Source organism: Microbacterium sp. NPDC091662 (genome assembly GCF_044756705.1).
Taxonomy (GTDB): domain Bacteria; phylum Actinomycetota; class Actinomycetes; order Actinomycetales; family Microbacteriaceae; genus Microbacterium.
Map to the genome: position 1 here is coordinate 696,035 of NZ_JBIVTM010000001.1, position 18,716 is coordinate 714,750.

14 protein-coding genes are annotated in these 18,716 nt (G+C 67.9%); 2 read left to right on the forward strand and 12 right to left on the reverse strand.

Annotation, left to right across the window (positions count from 1 at the left end):
- Positions 1-13: 13 nt before the first annotated feature.
- Complete coding sequence (locus tag ACIQLD_RS03415; RefSeq protein WP_402604992.1) at positions 14-676, reverse strand: GntR family transcriptional regulator; 663 nt, start codon at positions 674-676, stop codon at positions 14-16.
- An 86-nt stretch (positions 677-762) separates the two neighbouring features.
- On the opposite strand from ACIQLD_RS03415, the gene ACIQLD_RS03420 reads away from it, so the two are divergent.
- On the forward strand, positions 763-3,597 hold the full coding sequence (locus ACIQLD_RS03420; protein ID WP_402604994.1) for an FAD-binding and (Fe-S)-binding domain-containing protein: 2,835 nt from the start codon (positions 763-765) through the stop codon (positions 3,595-3,597).
- Positions 3,598-3,691: 94 nt separating this feature from the next.
- Here the strand turns inward: ACIQLD_RS03420 and ACIQLD_RS03425 are convergent, their stop codons facing one another.
- The 6 genes from ACIQLD_RS03425 to ACIQLD_RS03450 form a co-directional block, all read right to left on the reverse strand.
- Positions 3,692-5,032, reverse strand: a complete 1,341-nt coding sequence (locus ACIQLD_RS03425) for an alpha-L-fucosidase (RefSeq protein ID WP_402604996.1) — start codon at positions 5,030-5,032, stop codon at positions 3,692-3,694.
- Positions 5,029-6,573 (reverse strand): M81 family metallopeptidase, encoded by a 1,545-nt coding sequence (locus ACIQLD_RS03430; protein WP_402608481.1) that lies wholly within the window; start codon positions 6,571-6,573, stop codon positions 5,029-5,031. The genes ACIQLD_RS03425 and ACIQLD_RS03430 overlap by 4 nt, the downstream gene beginning before the upstream one ends.
- Positions 6,574-6,687: 114 nt before the next feature.
- The gene (locus ACIQLD_RS03435; protein ID WP_402604998.1) at positions 6,688-7,638 is read right to left on the reverse strand and encodes an ROK family protein; all 951 of its coding nucleotides are present in this window, start codon (positions 7,636-7,638) and stop codon (positions 6,688-6,690) included.
- Positions 7,639-7,667: 29 nt separating this feature from the next.
- On the reverse strand, positions 7,668-8,576 hold the full coding sequence (locus ACIQLD_RS03440; RefSeq protein ID WP_402605001.1) for a carbohydrate ABC transporter permease: 909 nt from the start codon (positions 8,574-8,576) through the stop codon (positions 7,668-7,670).
- On the reverse strand, positions 8,566-9,471 hold the full coding sequence (locus ACIQLD_RS03445; RefSeq protein ID WP_402605003.1) for a carbohydrate ABC transporter permease: 906 nt from the start codon (positions 9,469-9,471) through the stop codon (positions 8,566-8,568). Before ACIQLD_RS03445 ends, ACIQLD_RS03440 begins: the two co-directional genes overlap by 11 nt.
- A 50-nt stretch (positions 9,472-9,521) precedes the next feature.
- Entirely contained in the window at positions 9,522-10,781 is a 1,260-nt protein-coding gene (locus ACIQLD_RS03450) for an ABC transporter substrate-binding protein (RefSeq protein ID WP_402605006.1), read from the reverse strand.
- Positions 10,782-10,981: 200 nt separating this feature from the next.
- Between ACIQLD_RS03450 and ACIQLD_RS03455 the strand changes: the two genes are divergently transcribed.
- Positions 10,982-12,133: an ROK family protein gene (locus ACIQLD_RS03455; protein ID WP_402605009.1), complete on the forward strand. Its 1,152-nt coding sequence runs from the start codon at positions 10,982-10,984 to the stop codon at positions 12,131-12,133.
- Positions 12,134-12,152: 19 nt separating this feature from the next.
- Here ACIQLD_RS03455 and ACIQLD_RS03460 read toward each other — a convergent pair whose 3' ends face one another.
- From ACIQLD_RS03460 to ilvD, 5 genes are all read right to left on the reverse strand, one after another.
- Positions 12,153-13,427, reverse strand: a complete 1,275-nt coding sequence (locus tag ACIQLD_RS03460) for an alpha-L-fucosidase (RefSeq protein ID WP_402605012.1) — start codon at positions 13,425-13,427, stop codon at positions 12,153-12,155.
- A 93-nt stretch (positions 13,428-13,520) separates the two neighbouring features.
- The gene (ilvC, locus tag ACIQLD_RS03465) at positions 13,521-14,741 is read right to left on the reverse strand and encodes a ketol-acid reductoisomerase (protein WP_402605015.1); all 1,221 of its coding nucleotides are present in this window, start codon (positions 14,739-14,741) and stop codon (positions 13,521-13,523) included.
- Entirely contained in the window at positions 14,629-15,138 is a 510-nt protein-coding gene (gene ilvN / locus ACIQLD_RS03470; protein ID WP_017830816.1) for an acetolactate synthase small subunit, read from the reverse strand. Before ilvN ends, ilvC begins: the two co-directional genes overlap by 113 nt.
- 3 nt (positions 15,139-15,141) lie before the next feature.
- Positions 15,142-16,944, reverse strand: a complete 1,803-nt coding sequence (locus tag ACIQLD_RS03475) for an acetolactate synthase large subunit (protein ID WP_402605018.1) — start codon at positions 16,942-16,944, stop codon at positions 15,142-15,144.
- Between the two features lie 51 nt (positions 16,945-16,995).
- The gene (ilvD, locus tag ACIQLD_RS03480) at positions 16,996-18,714 is read right to left on the reverse strand and encodes a dihydroxy-acid dehydratase (protein WP_021200376.1); all 1,719 of its coding nucleotides are present in this window, start codon (positions 18,712-18,714) and stop codon (positions 16,996-16,998) included.
- Between the last annotated feature and the right edge of the window lie 2 nt (positions 18,715-18,716).

The following is an 18,716-nucleotide window of genomic DNA, read 5'->3' on the forward strand; positions in this document are numbered from 1 at the left end:
GGTCCGCTCGACGCTAGTCCGCGTCGAGCGCCTCGACCAGACGTTCTTCGGCCGACGACAGGTGCGCGTCGAGAAGGGCTGCTGCGCCTTCTCCGTCGCCTGATGCGACCGCGTCGAGGATGGCCGCATGCTGCGACGCGATCACCGAGGCGTCGAGCAGTCGCCGCCCCTGCACCTGCGCCATGCACAGCCGCACTTCGTCGAGCACGCTGCGGTACATCCGTCCGGTGCGCTCGCTCTCGAGCGCGTCGATGAGCGCGGTGTGAAAGCGCAGGTCGGGGTCCACGGTCGCCGGATCGGGGCCCGAGGGCATCGCGAGGATCTCCGCATTCGCGTCGTACGCGGCTCGGGGTACGCTCCTGGTCATCGCGAGCTCGCGAAGCGCCGCGCTCTCGAGCCGGGTCCTGGTGCGGTAGACGTCGCGCACGGTCGCGGGGTCGATCCCGACCACACGTGCGCTCCGGTGCGCGGTGCGCACCAGCAGTCCGCTGGCGACGAGCTGCTCGATCGCCGCCTTCGCGCTGGGGCGGGCGACTCCGAAGGTCTGCGACACGGCCGCTTCCGTGATCGGGTCCCCCGAACGGATCTCGCCGCCGAGGATGCGGCCGCGCAGCTGCGCGGTGACGGCGTCCACGACGCCGACGATCCCCAGCGTCGCTTCCGAAGTGATGGTCATGCGGGTCAGCCTATCGAAGGGGTCCCGACTCGGTACACTTGTCTGACAATCTTCCACGCAGTCCTTCTACGGAGCAGAGGAGCACCGTGCCGACCACCCTCGCCGAACCGCTGGACCCCGCCCTGCTGGGCTCCACGACTCAGGTCCACTCGCGCTCCATCGACCGCTTCGCCCGAGCCCACGACGCCTCCCATTACCTGCTGATCCCGGATGCGGTGCTCTCCCCCGCTGATGCCGAGGGTGTGGCGCGCGCCTTCGGAGCCGTCCGCGCCGCCGGGCGCACGATGACATTCCGCTCCGGCGGCACCAGCCTCTCCGGGCAGAGCGTGAGCGGGGACATCCTCGTCGACACCCGCAGCAGCTTCCGCGGCATCCGTGTGGAGGATGACGGCGCGACCGTGCGGGTCGGCCCCGGCGCGACCGTGCGCCAGGTCAACACCAGACTCACGCGCTATCGCCGCAAGCTCGGCCCCGACCCCGCGAGCGAGATCGCCTGCACGATCGGCGGCGTCGTGGCGAACAACTCCAGCGGCATGGCCTGCGGCATCACCGAGAACTCGTACCAGACGATCGAGTCGATGACCATCGTGCTCCCGAGCGGGACGATCCTCGACACGGGGCGTCCGGACGCGAACGAGGTGCTGCGTGCCGCGGAACCCGCGATCGCCGACGGTCTGCTCGATCTGCGGGCCCGCCTGCTCGCATCGGCCGAGCGCGTCGCCTTCCTGCGCCAGCAGTTCTCCATGAAGAACACGATGGGCTACGGACTGAACGCACTGCTGGACTTCGACGACCCCGTGCGCATCCTGGAGCACCTCATCATCGGCTCCGAGGGCACGCTCGCGTTCGTGGCCGAAGCCCGGTTCCGCACGATCGAGGTGCGCCCGTCGATCGCGACAGGGCTGCTCGTGTTCGAGACGCTGTCTGCCGCGATGACGGCGCTCCCCGACCTCACCCGACTCGGGCTCGCCACCATCGAGCTCCTGGACGCCGCATCCCTCCGGGTCGCGCAGGGGCTGAGCGATGTCCCGGCGTCGATCGCGGAGATCGAAGTGCAGGGACACGCCGCTCTCCTGGTCGAGGTGCACGCGGCCGACGCCGAAGCACTCACGGAAGCGAGTGCCGCGGCGCAGGCGCATTTCGAGGCACTGCCGCTCGCCGTGACACCGCGCCTCACCACGGATGTCGAGGAACGCGCAGCGCTGTGGCATGTGCGCAAAGGTCTCTACACCGCTGTGGCCGGCGCCCGACCGTCCGGCACGACCGCGCTTCTCGAAGACATCGTGGTGCCCGTGCCGCGACTTCTCCACACCTGCGAGCGACTCATCGAGCTGTTCGCTGCGCACGGCTACGAGGGCTCGGTCATCTTCGGGCACGCCAAGGACGGCAACGTCCACTTCCTCCTCAACGAACGCTTCGACGATGCCGACAGCGTCGCCCGCTATCGGCGCTTCACCGACGATCTGGTCGACCTCGTGCTGTCGCAGCAGGGATCACTGAAGGCCGAGCACGGAACCGGGCGCATCATGGCGCCGTTCGTGCGCCGCCAGTACGGCGACGAGCTCACCGACATGATGTGGGAGATCAAGGGACTCCTCGACCCCGACGGCATCCTGAATCCGGGAGTGGTGCTCTCCGACGACCCCGACTCGTATCTGCACGATCTCAAGCGGGTGCCGACGGTCGAGAGCGAGGTCGACCGCTGCGTCGAGTGCGGCTACTGCGAACCGACCTGTCCGAGCAAGAGCATCACCCTCACACCTCGACAGCGCATCGTGATCCGCCGCGACATGGCGTGGGCAGAGGAACAGGGCGATGCCGACCTGCTGCGCGACCTGCAGAAGGACTACGACTACGACGGCGTCCAGACGTGTGCGGTCGACGGCATGTGCGGTGTGGCCTGCCCGGTCGACATCAACACCGGCGATCTCGTGCGTCGGCTTCGTGCGGAGCAGTCGAACGCGGTCGAGGGTGCCGTGTGGGGTACGGCGGCCAAGCACTGGGGCACGGTCACCCGTGCCGGAGGTGTCGCGCTCACCGTCGCCGATGCCCTCCCCGCACCTCTCGTACGCGGGGTCACGCACCTCGGTCGCGCGGTCCTCGGCACCGACACCGTGCCCCTCTACGACGGCGGGCTCCCCCACGGCGGCTCGAAGCCACCGCACCCGGAGTCGCCGACCGATGCGCAGGCGGTCTTCTTCGGCGCCTGCATCGGGACGATGTTCAGTGCGGAAGGTGAGGGCGAGGGATCTCGGGATGCCCTGCGTGCACTGCTCGACCGGGCCGGGATCCCCGTCGTGATCCCCGAGGAGAACGGCGGGCTCTGCTGCGGCACACCGTGGAAGTCGAAGGGCCATCTCGACGGCTACGCGCTCATGTCCGACCGGGTCCTGGAGTCGTTGTGGGTGGCGAGCCGGCACGGCGAGCTCCCCGTGGTGTGCGATGCGGCCTCGTGCACCGAGGGCCTCGACGTGATGCTCGCACAGTCGGTCGCCAAGAACCCCCGCTACGCGGGCCTGCGGATCGAGGACGCCACGACCTTCGTGGCCCGCGAGGTGCTGCCGAAGGTGAGCGTCACGGCGAAGCTCCCCACGGTGGCCGTCCATCCGACCTGTTCCACGACGGCGCTCGGGGCGACCGGGGCGCTGACCGCGATCGCCGGAGCCGTCGCCGACGACGTGTTCGTCCCCGAGGGCTGGGGCTGCTGCGCCTTCGCCGGCGACCGCGGCATGCTGCACCCTGAGCTCACGGCCAGCGCGACCGCTCAGGAGTCGGCGGAGATCGCGGAGGCCGAGAGCACGCACGGCGACTTCGACGCGTTCGTGTCGGCGAACCGCACCTGCGAGATCGGGATGACGCGCGCCACAGGACGACCGTATCGGCATGTGATCGAGGTGCTCGAGGAGCTCACCCGCCCCTGATCGCGGGGAGCACAGCTGAGCGCGGGCGCACACAGCGAGGGCCCTCCCGACTTGTGGTCGGCAGGGCCCTCGCCTCGTCGCGATCCGATCCGTCTCAGCCTGCGGACAGGACCGCGACAGCTTCTTCGCGCAGACCGGCCGGGATCACGACGACCGCGCTATCCTGCGCCGACCGCTCGGCGACAGAGCCGTCCGACCAGCGCAGATCGCGCGTGCGCAGCTCATCGGGCAGCTCGATCGTGCCGACGCTCGGGTCGAGCGCCTGCACGTGCACGGTCGCCCCTGTGGTCGTGTAACGACGCGGCGCGCCGGTCCGCTCCCCCATCCGGATCCACGGTCGGGTGCCGTAGATGGCATCTCCGTTCACCTGCAGCCACGCACCCAACTCGCGCATCGCGCTGCGCTGCAGTTCCGGGATCGAGCCGTCGGCCGCGGGCCCCACGTTGATGAGCAGATTGCCGTTCTTGGCCACGACGTCGACGAGCAGGCGGATCAGCGCCGCCCCGGACAGCGAGTGCCGCTCGTCCTCCGCCTGGTTGAAGCCGAACGAGTAGCCGAGGCCGCGAGTCGACTCCCAGGGCTCCGGGATGATCTCGGGGATGTCCGTGTATTCGCGCGTGAGGAAGCCGTGGTACGGCACACCCCAGCGGTCGTTGACCACACCATCCGGCACGGCGTCGAAGTACCGCTCCAGGAGCGCCGCGACCGCGTGCTCGTCTCGACCCTTGCCACCGTCGGGCCACTCGATGTCGTTCCACAGCACATCGGGCGAGAAGCGCGACACGAGTTCATCGAGCTGGGCGGCCGAGTAGCGGGCGAAGTGGGCGTCGTTGCGGCGGTACCGGAACAGGTCGGTGTCGGACTCGATCGGTGGGAAGTCGCTGACATGCCAGTCGAGCGCCCCGGAGTAGTAGACACCGAACTTGGCGCCCGCCCGACGGGTTGCATCGTGGAACTCGGAGATCAGGTCACGGCGCGGGCCTCGAGCGACCGCATTGAAGCCGGTCGTCGCGGTGTCCCACAGGCAGAACCCCTCGTGGTGCTTCGTCGTGGGGATGATGTACCTGGCGCCAGCCCCGACGAGCTCGCCCACGAAGGCATCCGCGTCGAACGCCGAGGCATCCCACCGATCGGCGAGGTCCTCGTACGAGGTGCCCGGCCCGAACAGCTGCTGGTGCCGCTCCCACGTGGGGCTGCCGGCGATGCGCACGGTGTTGCCGTACCACTCGGCGTACTGGTGCCAGGCGTACGCGTCCTCGGTCGGGATGTTCACGCCGGCGCCGTGCTGCACGGCCCACGCCGGCACCGAGTACAGCCCCCAGTGCACGAAGAAGCCGAGCTTCGCGTCGCGGTACCAGTCGGGCACACCCTGCGTCGGGTACGTCGGAGCATCCGCGCCGAGGTCGGGTCCGGTGCGCTTCTCGAAGTTCATCATGCGCTCTGCTCCTCAGAGAGTCCGCGGCGTACGACGACCGCGGTGAGATCGGGATTGCCATTCGGGTCGAACGGGTAGACGCCGGGTTGCAGACGGTGGTGGCCCAGACGCAGCAGATCCTGGTCGACACCTCCGGGAGTCAAGGCGAGGGTCCAGCCCGCGGCGAGCTCGTACAGCTCCGGTTCGAGGTAGCCGATCTTCACCACGACGATGTCGGCGGTCGTGGGCTCGAGCCCCAGCATCCGGAAATCCGAGAGGTGGTGGAACGGCTTGCGGCGCTCGGTGATGACGGCGTGCAGCCCACCCACCGCGATCACGACCTGCGTGCCCGCATCCGGGTCGCCCTCCGTGATCGAGAACACAGTCCCGGTGATCGTCACGGGACCGTGCGGCCCCGCATCGACTCCGGCTCCTGCGGCGAGGGTGACGGTGGCACCGACACCGGCGGCCGCTGCCTGGGCGACGGCCACGGGGTCGAAGATCGAGGCGACCAGGGTGGTTCGGCTGCCGTCCGTGAGCTCCGGCCGCTCGAGCAGGTGCGCGAGCGTCCAGGTCACGTCCCCCGCACCACCGGCGGTCGGGTTGTCGCCGGAATCCGAGATCAGGTACGGATGCGGCGCTCCCGGGGCGAGCGCCTTCTGCAGAGCCTCATCGAGGGAGCCGGTCTCTGCCACGAAGACGAAGTCCTCGCGGGCGTCCCAGAACATCCGGGCCACGCGCTCCGCCTCGCGCGCGATCAGCTGCTCGTCATCGCCTGTGACCACCACGTAGGCCTGGCACCGCGGCTCATCCGCCCAGGCATAGCCGATCCACACCGAGGCGTCGACGACGCCGGGGAGCGCTTCGATCTCGGGCAGCTGCGCGTAGATGCTGCGCGCCGGCTCCAGGCGGGTGCTGGTCTTCTCCCCGGGCAACAGCACCGGGACCGGCACCCACGCCGTGAACGGGCGCCGACGCAGCGGGTCGGCGCCGTGCGGCCCCCGCAGTCGTGCGAGCAGGTTCCACACCGCCCGCTCCTTGGTGTTCATCCAGTCCTCGTGCGGCGCCATCCGGTAGCAGGTCAGCAGATCGACCGCGTCGCGCAACACCTCCGAGACGTTTCCGTGCAGATCCATCGACGTCGACACCAGGGTGTCCGGTCCGAGCGCCGCACGCACGGCGAGAGCGAGATCACCCTCGGCGTCCTCCATGCCGACGACGCTCATGGCGCCGTGGATGTCGAAGAAGAAGCCGTCGAAGGGGCCCTGCGTGCGGATGCCTTCCACGATCGCATCCTTCATCCGGTGGTAAGTCTCCGGAGCCACGGCTCCGCCCGGCAAGGAGCGTCCGTGTGTGAGCGGTACCCACTCCGCAGCGGCTTCGAGCTCGCGCCCGTCCTCGAGGAAGGGATAGTACGCGCGCAGTGCCTCTCCGGTGCGGACCGTGAAGGCCTCGTCGCCGGAGATGTGAGGGGAGAACGTGCTCGACTCGATCGAGATCCCGGCGATGCCGATGCGGGGTCTCGGGAGACCGCCGTCCGCGACGGAAGGAAGGGAACCCATCCAGATCTCGTGGGCTTCGGGACGTGCAGTCACGCGGTGTGCTCCTTGTCGGTGCTCGATTGGTCGGTGCTCCGCCGGTTGTGATGCCCAGCGGGTGGTCGGTGCGGACCGGATTCAGTGTGCCCCCGCCGGCACGAGGGCACGGCGGGCGGTCTCGATGGCGCCGAGAGCCACGGCATCGGAGCCGAGGACGGCCGGGATGATGCGCAGCGGAATGCCCGACACCGGGGAGTCGGTGCGCAGCGTGCGGGCGATCGCCGGTTCGAGGAGGTCCCAGGCTGTGGCGACGCCGCCGCCCACGATCGCACAGGGTAGATCGAGGATCGTCGCTGCACTGGCACAGGCCAGGGCAAGCGCCCGCCCAGCGGCATCGAACACCGCGATCGCATCCGCATCACCGTGTCGGGCACGATCGGCGACGTCTCTGGCGTCGAGCGCCCGGCCCTCCGTGCGCTCCTGATAGCGCAGCGCGATCGACGTGCCGGACGCCAGGGTCTCCAGATGCCCGGTCTGGCCGCACGTGCACACCAGGTCGCTGTAGCCGGGCGTGTGCCCGATCTCCCCCGCCGCACCGTGTGGACCGTGGTGGAGTTCGCCGTCGATCATGAGCGCACCGCCGACGCCCGTGCCGAGCATGACGCCGAGCACATCGACGTCTGTTCGCCCTTCGGCCGCGGCTTCACCCAGGAGGAACGCGTTGACGTCGTTCTCGACCCGCACGGGAACGGCGAGGCGCGCTTCGAGTTCTCCCGCCAGCGGGAACCCCGCCCAACCGACGAAGGTCGCCGAGGCCGCGCGGATCGTTCCGGTCTCATGGTCGATGACGCCGGCCGCACCGACCCCCGCCGCGACGAGAGTCGCTCCGGCCTCGATCACCAGCGCGCGTGTGAGATCGGCTGCCGCATCGGCCATCGCCCCGCCGCCGAGGGCTGCGGGTGCCGGGACGCTCCCCCTGGCGAGGACTGTCCCGTCCGTGCTGACGAGGAGGGCGGCGATCTTGGTGCCGCCGATGTCGATCCCGACCAGACCTGCGCGGGCGGCGGTGACGCTGCCGTCGATGGACATGGTGGTCCCCTGTTCCTGACCGATCATGCTCAGCGCCCGCCCAGTCCCGCCATCGCGATGCCCTTGACGAGGTGCTTCTGCAGCACGATCACGAGAATCGTCGTCGGCACCATCGAGATGATGGCCGCGGCCATCTGCAGGTCCCACCGGGTGCCGGTGAGTCCTGCGAAGCTCGCGAGTCCGACGGGGAGCGTGCCGTGCGCGTTGTAGTCGACCGTCACGATCAGCGGCCACAGGTAGCTGTTCCAGAACGAGAGGAACGTGAACACCGCGAGCACCGCCACGGCCGACTTCGACAGCGGAAGGATGATCTGCAGGAACGAGCGCACGGGGCCGGCGCCGTCGACACGTGCCGCCTCCTCCAGCTCGTACGGGATGCCGCGGAAGAACTGCCGCATCAGGAACGTGCCGAAGGCGCCGAAGGCGAAGGGCAGGATCAGTGCCTGGTAGGTGTCGACCCAGTTGAACCACTGCATCACCTGGAACATCGGGATCACGAGCACCTCGGCCGGCACCATGAGCGTCGCCAGGAACAGCACGAAGACGGCGTCGCGACCCTTCCAGCGCAGACGACCGAAGGCGTACCCGGCCGTGGTCGAGACGACCAGCACGACGAGGGTGCCGCCGATCGCGACGATGAAGGAGTTCATGATGTACGTCAGGAACGGTCCGTACGCGAACACATCGACGAAGTTGCTCCACCGCAACTCGGAACCCACCAGGGTCGGCGGCATCGAGAACATCTCCGCATTCGGCTTGAGCGCCGAGAAGAACGCGTAGATCAGCGGGGAGATGAAGATCAGCGCGGCGATGTAGATCGCGACGTGGGCGAGGATCAGCCGCACGCGAGCGCCCGGTGTGGTCGCTGCTCCGCGCGCGCGCTCACGCTCGGAGCGGCCGGCACGGCCGGTGGGGCGGACGAGGGTCTCAGTGCTCATAGTGCACCCACTTCTTCTGCGCGGCGAACTGGAGCCCGGTGATCGCGATGATGATCGCGAAGAGGATCCACGCGGCGGCGGCGGCGAGGCCGAGGTCGCCGAAGGTGAATCCCTGCTCCCAGATGTACATGACGAGCGGCTTCGTGGCGTTGCCGGGGCCGCCGCCGGTGAGCATCTGCGGCTGCACGAACACCTGCAGCGAGGTGATCATCGTCATGATGGTGGCGAAGAAGATCGACGGCGAGATCATCGGGATGATGATGCTCCACACGCGGCGGAGTCCGCGGGCGCCGTCGATGCTCGCCGCCTCCAGCACGCTCTCGGGGAGCTGCTCGAGAGCGGCCGAGAAGATCAGCATGTTGTAGCCGAGCCCTTGCCAGACGCTCATCACGACGACCATGATCATGGCCCACGACGGATCGGCGAGGAAGTTCGGCAGCTCGATGCCGAACCAGGTCTGCGAGAGACCGTTGAACAGCCCCTGCGGCTGCAGCATCATCTTCCACACCAGCACGTTGGCGACCATGGGAGTCACCACGGGGATGAAGAAGAGCACACGCAGGGCGCCTCGTCCGCGGATGCGCGAGCCGAGGCCGAGAGCGAGCACGAGCGAGAGAGCGACGCTCAGCGGCACGTACAACAGGGTGTACACGGCCGAGTTGCGCAGCGCCGGCCAGAAGTCGGGGCTGCTGGTGAACAGCTTGACGTAGTTGTCCACTCCGTTGAAGGTCCGCTCGCCGAAGGTCGGCCAGTCGAAGACGCTCATCACGATCGAGAGCCCGACGGGCACGATCGTGAACAGGGCGAGCCCGATCAGGGCGGGGCTTGCGAACCCCAGCGCCTGACCGGCCTCCACCTTGGCGAGCGATCGTCGACGTCTCGTCGTGATCGTCATCTCAGTTCTTTCTCTGTTGCTGCGTTACTGCTGCGGTGGCTGGAGCCGAATCACTCGCCGAACTGCGCCTGCGCGTTCGAGAGCAGCTCTTCCATCGTCATCTGTCCGTTGTAGACGCTGACCAGGTTGGGCTGGATGTAGCTGTCGAGCTTCTGCCAGTTCTTCGTCATGTACAGCGGCACGGTGTCGCCGAACGCGGCCTCGAAGACCGACTGGACCTGGTCGCGGTACTTCTCGTCGATCGACTCGAAGTAGAGCGGCTGCGAAGAGGTACGAGCGGGGTAGGACCGGCCGGAGGACGCGATGTAGTCCTGCGCATCTTCGCCGAGCAGCGAGCCCATGACCTTGAGTGCGGCCTCGGGGTTCTTGCAGTTGGCCGAGATGCCGTAGCCGGAGCCGAGGATCGGGCCGGGGTTGCCGTCTGCACCCGCGGGCAGCGGCACCATGCCGGCGGCGAAGCCGGACTCGTTGTCGAGGTAGCTGACGGCGTTCCACGTGCCGTCGACGGCCATGGCCGCGTTGGCGCCGGTGTACTGGTTCTCTCCCCAGCCGGTGTCGGAAGCGGAAGCCACAGGGGCTGCGACCTTCTTCTCGGTCACGAGCTCGGCGTACCAGGTCGAGGCATCGACGAAGGCCTTCTCATCGATGTGCAGCGTGCCGTCCTCGGAGGCGGGCTGCGTCGCGGAGTACGCGATCGGCATCGACATCCACTGGTAGCCGCCCATGCCCATGCCGAAGCCGTACTTGCCGTCCTTCGTCGCGTCGGCCGCGATGGTGTCGAAGTCGTCGAAGGTCCAGCCGATCTCGGGGGTGGCGGCGCCCGCTGCGGTCAGCATGTCCTGGTTGTAGTACACGAGCATGGTCGCCACGTCGAAGGGCACGCCGTAGGTCTTGCCCTCGAAGCTGAGGATGCCGTCGGCGCTCGGGTTGAACTCGGCCCAGTCGATGCCCGCCGTCTTGAGGTCGGCGTCGCTCAACTCGCGGAAGCCACCGGTGTAGCCGCCGAGCTGAGCACCGCTCATGCCGGTGACGCAGGCCATGTTGCCGCTGGCCATGTTGGTGGTCAGCTTCGTGAAGAAGTCGCTCCACGGCGACGTCTGCAGCTTGATCTTGATGTCGGGGTTCTGCTCCTGTGCGAACGCGACCTGGGCCTCGAGGGCATCCACATCGGTCTCGCTGCCCGCCCACATGTCGACCACGATGGTGTCGCCGTCGGCCGAACCACCGGCGCCGCTGCCGCTCGCGCAACCGGTCATCGCGACTGCGACGCCGGCGACGGCGACCACAGCCCCTACACGCAACTTCTTCATTGAATGCCTCCTGGAAGGGAACTGGTTATTTCGAGGTTCGAAGCAACCTAGTAGGATTTCGTATGAAGTTACCGTTTCATACTTCGCAAGGGGCCGCAAGCTGAACATCCGATGTTTATCGGACCTTGATAATTCGTAACTCCCGGGAAACATGACCACCCCCCGCTACGCTGACGATGCTCCGACAGGAAAGTGCTCCCATGACGAACACCGCTGACATCACCGTCGACGATCCGCACACGCGGCGGATCCTCGATCTCGTCGCGCGCGGCGAGGCGCGCTCCCGTTCGGAACTCGCCGCACTGCTCGGAGTCGCCGCGTCGACGGTCGGCCTCCGTGTGCAGTCGCTGCTCGACGCCGGCGTCCTCCGCGAAGCCGGAGACGGCACATCGCGAGGTGGACGGCGCCCACGGGTCCTCCAGATCGCCGCCGACGGCTTCGTGCTCTCCGCTGACCTGGGCGGCGGGCACGCCCGTATCGGCAGGCACTCCCTCAGCGGCGCCCTCCTGGACAGCGAGTCGATCACGGTCGACGTGACCGAGGGCCCCGAGGCGACGCTCGACCGCCTGGGCATCGTCTTCGACCGCCTGACCGCCGCCGGAAGAGTCCACGCGATCGGCATCAGCCTGCCCGGCCCCGTCGACATCGTGACAGGATCGGTCGACCAGCCCTCACGGATGCCCGGATGGCCGGGATTCCGGGTCGGCGAGCACCTCTCCGCGCGCTACGGCGTCCCGGTGGCGGTCGACAACGACGCCAACCTCGCCGCCCTCGGCGAACACCGAGAGCGATTCGGCCACGCAGGTCACAGCATCACGGTGAAGGCGGGAACCGCGATCGGCAGCGGCATCATCGTCGACGGCCGTGTGCACCGCGGCGCGACGTCCGCCGCCGGCGACATCACGCATACCCGCATCGACGGCAGCGGCGACGTCCCGTGCTCCTGCGGCAACACCGGCTGCCTCGAGACCGTGGCGAGCGGGGCGAGCCTCGTGCGGCAGATGCGCGACCGCGGCAACGACTCGGTGCGCACCACGACGGACGTGCTCAGCCTGGCGCGGGACGCGGATCCGCTCGCCACGACCCTGGTGCGAACGGCCGGCACCCATCTCGGACAGGCGCTCTCCGGGGTCGTGAACTTCTTCAACCCGCACGCGGTGTTCCTCACCGGCAGCATGAGCGCGTCCGAGCCGTTCATCGCCGCCGTCCGCAGCCGGGTCTACGAAGCGTGCCACCCGCTCGCGACCCAGCGCCTGCGCATCGAGTCGGCGAGCACCGGCGCCGATGCCATCCTGCATGGCGCGGCACGCCTCGCGCTCGAGGGCATGGACATCCCCGTGGCGACGGCCTGAGCCGCCACCACGGGGAATCTCAGGCCTCGATCAGCGTCAGTTCGATCACGGGCACGAGCACGTCGGGGCGACGCACCGGAAGGTGCACCGTCAGGGTGCCCTCGGCCTCCCCTGCCGGCGTCATGAGATCCGCCTCACGGTGCGGATCGGACACGCTCGTCCGGAGCCACGATCCGTCGTTCAGCAGTCGCGCATACGAGACCTTTCCGGCGAGTTCCGGCAGGTGCACGAAGCCCATCGGCCAGCTGAACAGGTGCAGGTAGAGACGGCTCCCCCTGCGCGTGTACACCCCCTCGCGCGGCGGGGTGAACGACGCGTGCCCCGCGCCGATCACGGCGCCTCGGTGCAGACGCATCCATTCGCCGATCTCGCCCAGGGTGTTCGCATCGCGCGGCGCGATCGCCCCGCGTCCGTCCGGGCCGATGTTCAGCAGCATGTTGCCGCCCATCGACACCGAATCCACCAGCATCTGCACGAGCATGGTGGGCGACTTCTGGTCGGTGTTGTCGCGGTGATAGCCCCACGAGCCGTTCAGCGTCTGGCACGCCTCCCAGGTCAGCGGAACCCCGTCACGCACGATCGGTGCGGTCGGCTGGTACTGCTCGGGCGTGACGAAATCGGCAGGGATGCCGAGTCGATCGTTCACGAGCATGTCAGGCTGCAGTTCGCGACACAGGGCGAGCAGCGCCGTCGCATCCCAGTCGTCCGGGCCCTTGCCGGCCCATCCGTCCTTCTCCTCGGGGTAGGTGAAGTCGAAGAAGAGATAGTCGATGTCGCCGTAGTCCGTGAGCAACTCGCGCACCTGCCCGTGGAGGTAGGCGCGATACGAGGCCATGTCGCGCCCGACGTTGAGAGCGTGCGCGCCCTCGTCGTCGCGGCGCGGGTGGTTCCAGTCCACGGTGAAGTCGGGATGATGCCAATCGATCACCGAGTGGTAGAGGCCGACCTTCAGCCCTTCCGCCCTCAGCGCGTCGACGTACTCGCGCACGAGGTCGCGTCCGACGTTCGCGACGGAGGTGAAGTCGGTCAGCTTCGAGTCCCAGAGGCAGAATCCGTCGTGGTGCTTCGTGGTGAGCACCACGTATCCCATGCCTGCCTCCTTCGCCGTGCGCGCTAGAGCCGCGGCATCGAAGAGATCGGGATCGAAGTGCTCGAAGTACTGTCGGTAGTCCTCGTCGGTGAGGCGCTCGTAGTTCTGCACCCATTCATGCCGGGCGGCCCCGCTGTAGAGGCCGAAGTGGACGAACATGCCGAACCGGGCCCGGTCAAACCATTCCTGTCGCATGCTCTCCATCCTGGCATAGACATCGGATGTTTAGCCGAAGAATCGACCCCACCACGAAGAACGGGCGCCCCCGAAGGGACGCCCGTTCTTTCGAGAATCGAATCAGCGTGCCGCGCTGCCGTCGATGTAGTCCTCGTCCTGCTGCTTCCAGGCGAAGAGCGAGCGCAGTTCCTTGCCCGTGACCTCGATCGGGTGCTGCTCCTCCTTGGCCCGCAGTGCCAGGAACTCCTCGGCCCCGTTGTCCTGGTCGTCGATGAAGCGCTTCGCGAAAGCACCGGACTGGATGTCGGCCAGCACGCCCTTCATGCTCTCCTTGACGCGCTCGTCGATGACGCGCGGGCCCGAGACGTAGTCGCCGAACTCGGCGGTGTCGGAGATCGACCAGCGCTGCTTGGCGATGCCGCCCTCCCACATCAGGTCGACGATGAGCTTGAGCTCATGCAGCACCTCGAAGTACGCGATCTGCGGCTGGTAGCCCGCTTCGGTGAGCGTCTCGAAGCCCGCCTGCACCAGGTGGCTGACGCCTCCGCAGAGCACGGCCTGCTCGCCGAAGAGGTCGGTCTCGGTCTCTTCGGTGAAGGTCGTCTTGATGACGCCGGCGCGGGTACCGCCGATGGCCTTGGCGTACGAGAGCGCCAGGTCCCAGGCCTTGCCCGATGCGTCGCGCTCGACGGCGATGATGTCGGGGATGCCACGGCCGGCGACGAACTCGCGACGGACCGTGTGGCCCGGAGCCTTCGGGGCCACCAGGATCACGTCGACGCCCTCGGGAGCGTCGATGTAGCCGAAACGGATGTTGAAGCCGTGCGCGAAGGCGAGCGTCTTGCCTGCCGTGAGGTTCGGCGCGATCGACTCGCTGTAGATCGTGCGCTGGTGCTGGTCCGGCGCGAGGATCATGATGACGTCGGCCCACTCGGTGGCCTCGGCGACGGTCTTGACCGGGAAGCCGGCCTCCTCGGCCTTGGCGGCCGACTTGGAGCCCTCCTTGAGGGCGATCGCGACCTCGACACCCGAGTCGCGCAGGTTCTGCGCATGGGCGTGACCCTGCGATCCGTAGCCGACGATCGCGACCTTCTTGCCCTGGATCAGGGACAGGTCTGCGTCGGCGTCGTAGAAGATCTCGGTGCTCACTATGTGTTTCTCCTTGTTCTTTGCGTTTCGTCTTGCTCCGCGCACTCGATGAGCGGCGAAAACTCGGTACTCGGGTTGGTCAGCCGCGCAGGACGCGTTCGGTGATGCTCTTGCCGCCGCGGCCGATCGCGAGAAGGCCGGACTGCGCGATCTCCTTGATGCCGAAGGGCTCGAGCGCGCGCAGCATCGCATCGACCTTGCCCTTGTCGCCGGTCACCTCGATCACGAGCGCGTCGGAGGCGTAGTCGACCACGGAGGCGCGGAAGAGGTTCACCACCTCGATCACGTTCGAGCGCGTGGCATTGTCGGTGCGCACCTTCACGAGCATGTGCTCGCGCTGCACCGATGTGGCGAAGTCGAGCTCGACGATCTTGATCACGTTGATCAGCTTGTTGAGCTGCTTGGTGACCTGTTCGAGCGGGAGCTCATCGACGTCGACCACGACTGTGATGCGGGAGATGCCCGGCACCTCCGTCACACCCACGGCGAGGGAGTCGATATTGAAGCCGCGACGGGCGAAGAGCCCCGCGACACGGGTCAGCAGGCCGGGGGTGTTCTCCACCAGCAGGCTCAGCACATGGGTCGACATGGATCAGTCCTCCTCGTCGAATGCGGGCGCGTGCTCGCGGGCGTACTGGACATAGCTGTTGCTGACACCCTGCGGGACCATCGGCCACACCATGGAGTCGGCACTCACGACGAAGTCGATCACCACGGGGCGGTCGTTCGTCTCGAGCGCGAGCTGGATGGCGGCGTCCACCTCATCTTCCCTCTCCACACGGATCGCGAGACAGCCGTAGGCCTCGGCGAGCTTCACGAAATCGGGGATGCGGATGGTGCCGTGACCGGTGTTGAGGTCGGTGTTCGAGTGGCGGCCGTCGTAGAACAGCGTCTGCCACTGCCGCACCATACCCAGCGACGAGTTGTTGATGATCGCGACCTTGATCGGGATGTTGTTGATCGTGCAGGTCGCGAGCTCCTGATTGGTCATCTGGAAGCAGCCGTCGCCGTCGATCGCCCAGACCGGACGATCGGGCTGTGCCACCTTCGCACCCATCGCGGCGGGAACCGAGTAGCCCATCGTGCCGGCGCCGCCGGAGTTGAGCCAGGCGTTCGGACGCTCGTACTTGATGAACTGCGCCGCCCACATCTGGTGCTGGCCGACACCCGAGGCGAAGATGCCCTCCGGACCGGTGAGCTCGCCGATCCGCTGGATCACGTACTGCGGGGCGAGAAGGCCGTCTGTCGTCGGGGCGTACCCGAGCGGGAACTCGGTGCGCAGACCGTCGAGGTACGACCACCACTCCTCGATGTCGGGCTTCGTGCCGGCGGTCGCTCCACGGAAGGCGGCATCGAGGTCGGTGAGCACATCGCGCACATCGCCCACGATCGGCACATCGGCCGTGCGGATCTTGGAGATCTCGGCCGGGTCGATGTCGACATGCACGACCTTCGCATTCGGCGCGAACAGTGCGGCCTTGCCCGTGACGCGGTCGTCGAAGCGCGCACCGAGCGAGACGAGCAGGTCGGCCTCCTGCAACGCCAGCACGGCGGGAACCGTGCCGTGCATGCCCGGCATGCCGAGGTGCTGCGAGTGGGAGTCGGGGAACGCACCGCGAGCCATCAGCGTGGTCACCACGGGCGCGCCCGTGGACTCGGCGAGTTCGAGGAGTTCAGCTGACGCCTTGCCGCGGATCACACCACCGCCGACGTAGAGGACCGGCTTCTTGGCTTCGGCGAGCAGGGTCGCCGCGGCCTGGATCTGCTTGCCATGTGCCTTCGTCACCGGACGATAGCCGGGAAGGTCGATCTTGGGCGGCCACACGAACGGAGCAGTCGCCTGCTGCGCGTCCTTCGTGATGTCGACCAGCACCGGGCCGGGGCGACCGGTTCCGGCGATCTCGTAGGCTGCGGCGATCGCGCCGGGGATGTCCGCTGCATCCTTCACCAGGAACGAGTGCTTGGTGATCGGCATCGTGATGCCCACGATGTCGGCTTCCTGGAACGCATCGGTTCCCATCAGCGTCGAGAACACCTGGCCGGTGATGGCGAGCATCGGGACCGAGTCCATGTAGGCGTCGGCGATCGCGGTCACGAGGTTGGTCGCGCCGGGTCCGGAGGTCGCGATGCAGACGCCCACCTTGCCCGAGGCCGATGCGTAGCCCTCGGCGGCATGGCCGGCACCCTGCTCGTGCCGCACCAGGATGTGGCGGAGCTCGGATGCGTCCATCAGCGGGTCGTAGACCGGGAGGATCGCTCCGCCCGGGAGTCCGAACACGTCGGTCACGCCGAGCAGCTCGAGCGAGCGGACCACGGCCTCTGCGCCGGTGATCTCCGGCGCAGAGGATTGACGGGCGGGCGGCCTCGGCACGGCCGGGGCGGAATCAGCAGTCATGAGTTTCCTTCTGATGATCTGTGGAGGACGCCGGACGCCGGAGCGTCCGGGTCAGCCGGTGGTCGCTCCCTCGGCGGCGGACCGCACGAGGCGCGAGTACTTGGCAAGAACGCCTCGGGTGTAGCGCGGGGGAAGCGGCTCCCAGCCAGAACGGCGGGAGGCGAGCTCTGCCTCGTCGACGAGTAGATCGAGAGAGCGAGCTGCGATATCGACCCGTATCAGATCACCATCGCGCACGAAGGCGATAGGACCTGCGTCCACCGCTTCGGGTGCTATGTGGCCGATGCACAGGCCGGTTGTGCCGCCTGAGAATCGTCCGTCAGTCAAGAGTAGTACATCTTTTCCGAGCCCCGCGCCCTTGATGGCCGCGGTGATCGCGAGCATCTCGCGCATGCCCGGTCCGCCCTTGGGGCCCTCGTACCGGATCACGATGACGGTGCCGGGTTCGATCTCGCCCTCGGCGACGGCGTCCATGGCGGCGCGCTCGCGCTCGAACACGCGGGCAGGGCCCTCGAACACGGCGGCGTCGAAGCCGGCGGTCTTGACGACGGCACCTTCGGGAGCGAGGGAGCCGTGCAGGATCGTGAGGCCGCCGGTCGCGTGGATCGGGTTGTCGAAGGTGTGGATGACCTCACCGTCGATCGGCTGCGGGTCGAGGTCGGCGAGGTTCTCGGCGAGCGTCTTGCCCGTGACGGTGAGCGCGTCACCGTGCAGCAGACCCTCGTCGAGCATGGCCTTCATGATGACGGGGATGCCGCCGTGACGGTCGACGTCGTTCATGACGTACTTGCCGAAGGGCTTCATGTCGGCGACGTGCGGAACCTTGTCGCCGATGCGGTTGAAGTCGTGCAGGCTCAGCTCGACGTCGGCCTCGCGGGCGATCGCCAGCAGGTGCAGGACGACGTTCGTGGAACCGCCGAGAGCCATCGCGAGAGCGATCGCGTTCTCGAACGCCTCCTTGGTGAGGATGTCGCGCGTCGTGATGCCCTGACGGAGCAGGTTCACCACGGCCTCGCCCGAGCGGTGAGCGTAGTAGTCGCGACGACGGTCGGCCGCGGGCGGGGCCGCCGAGCCCGGCAGGCTGAGGCCGAGCGCCTCGGCGACCGATGCCATGGTGTTGGCGGTGTACATGCCGCCGCAGGCGCCCTCGCCGGGAGCGATGGCGCACTCGATGCGCTTGAGGTCCTCCTCGCTCATGAGGCCGGCACGACACGCACCGACCGCCTCGAACGAGTCGATGATCGTGACGTCCTTCTCGGTGCCGTCAGAGAGCTTGACCCAGCCCGGTGCGATCGACCCGGCGTACAGGAACACGCTCGACAGGTCGAGGCGCGCGCTGGCCATGAGCATGCCGGGGATCGACTTGTCGCAGCCGGCGAGCAGGACGGAGCCGTCGAGGCGCTCGGCCATCATCACGGTCTCGACCGAGTCGGCGATGACCTCGCGCGACACGAGCGAGAAGTGCATGCCCTCGTGCCCCATCGAGATGCCGTCGGACACGGAGATCGTGCCGAACTGCAGCGGGTAGCCGCCGCCCGAGTGCACACCCTCCTTCGCCCCCTGTGCGAGCCGGTCGAGGCTCAGGTTGCAGGGAGTGATCTCGTTCCAGCTCGACGCGATGCCGATCTGCGGCTTGTCCCAGTCGGCGTCTCCCATGCCGACGGCACGGAGCATCCCGCGGGAGGTCGTGGCCTCGATGCCGTCGGTGACGACGCGGCTGCGGGGCTTGATGTCGATGGGCGCGCTGTGAGAGGGATCATGCGAGGACATGA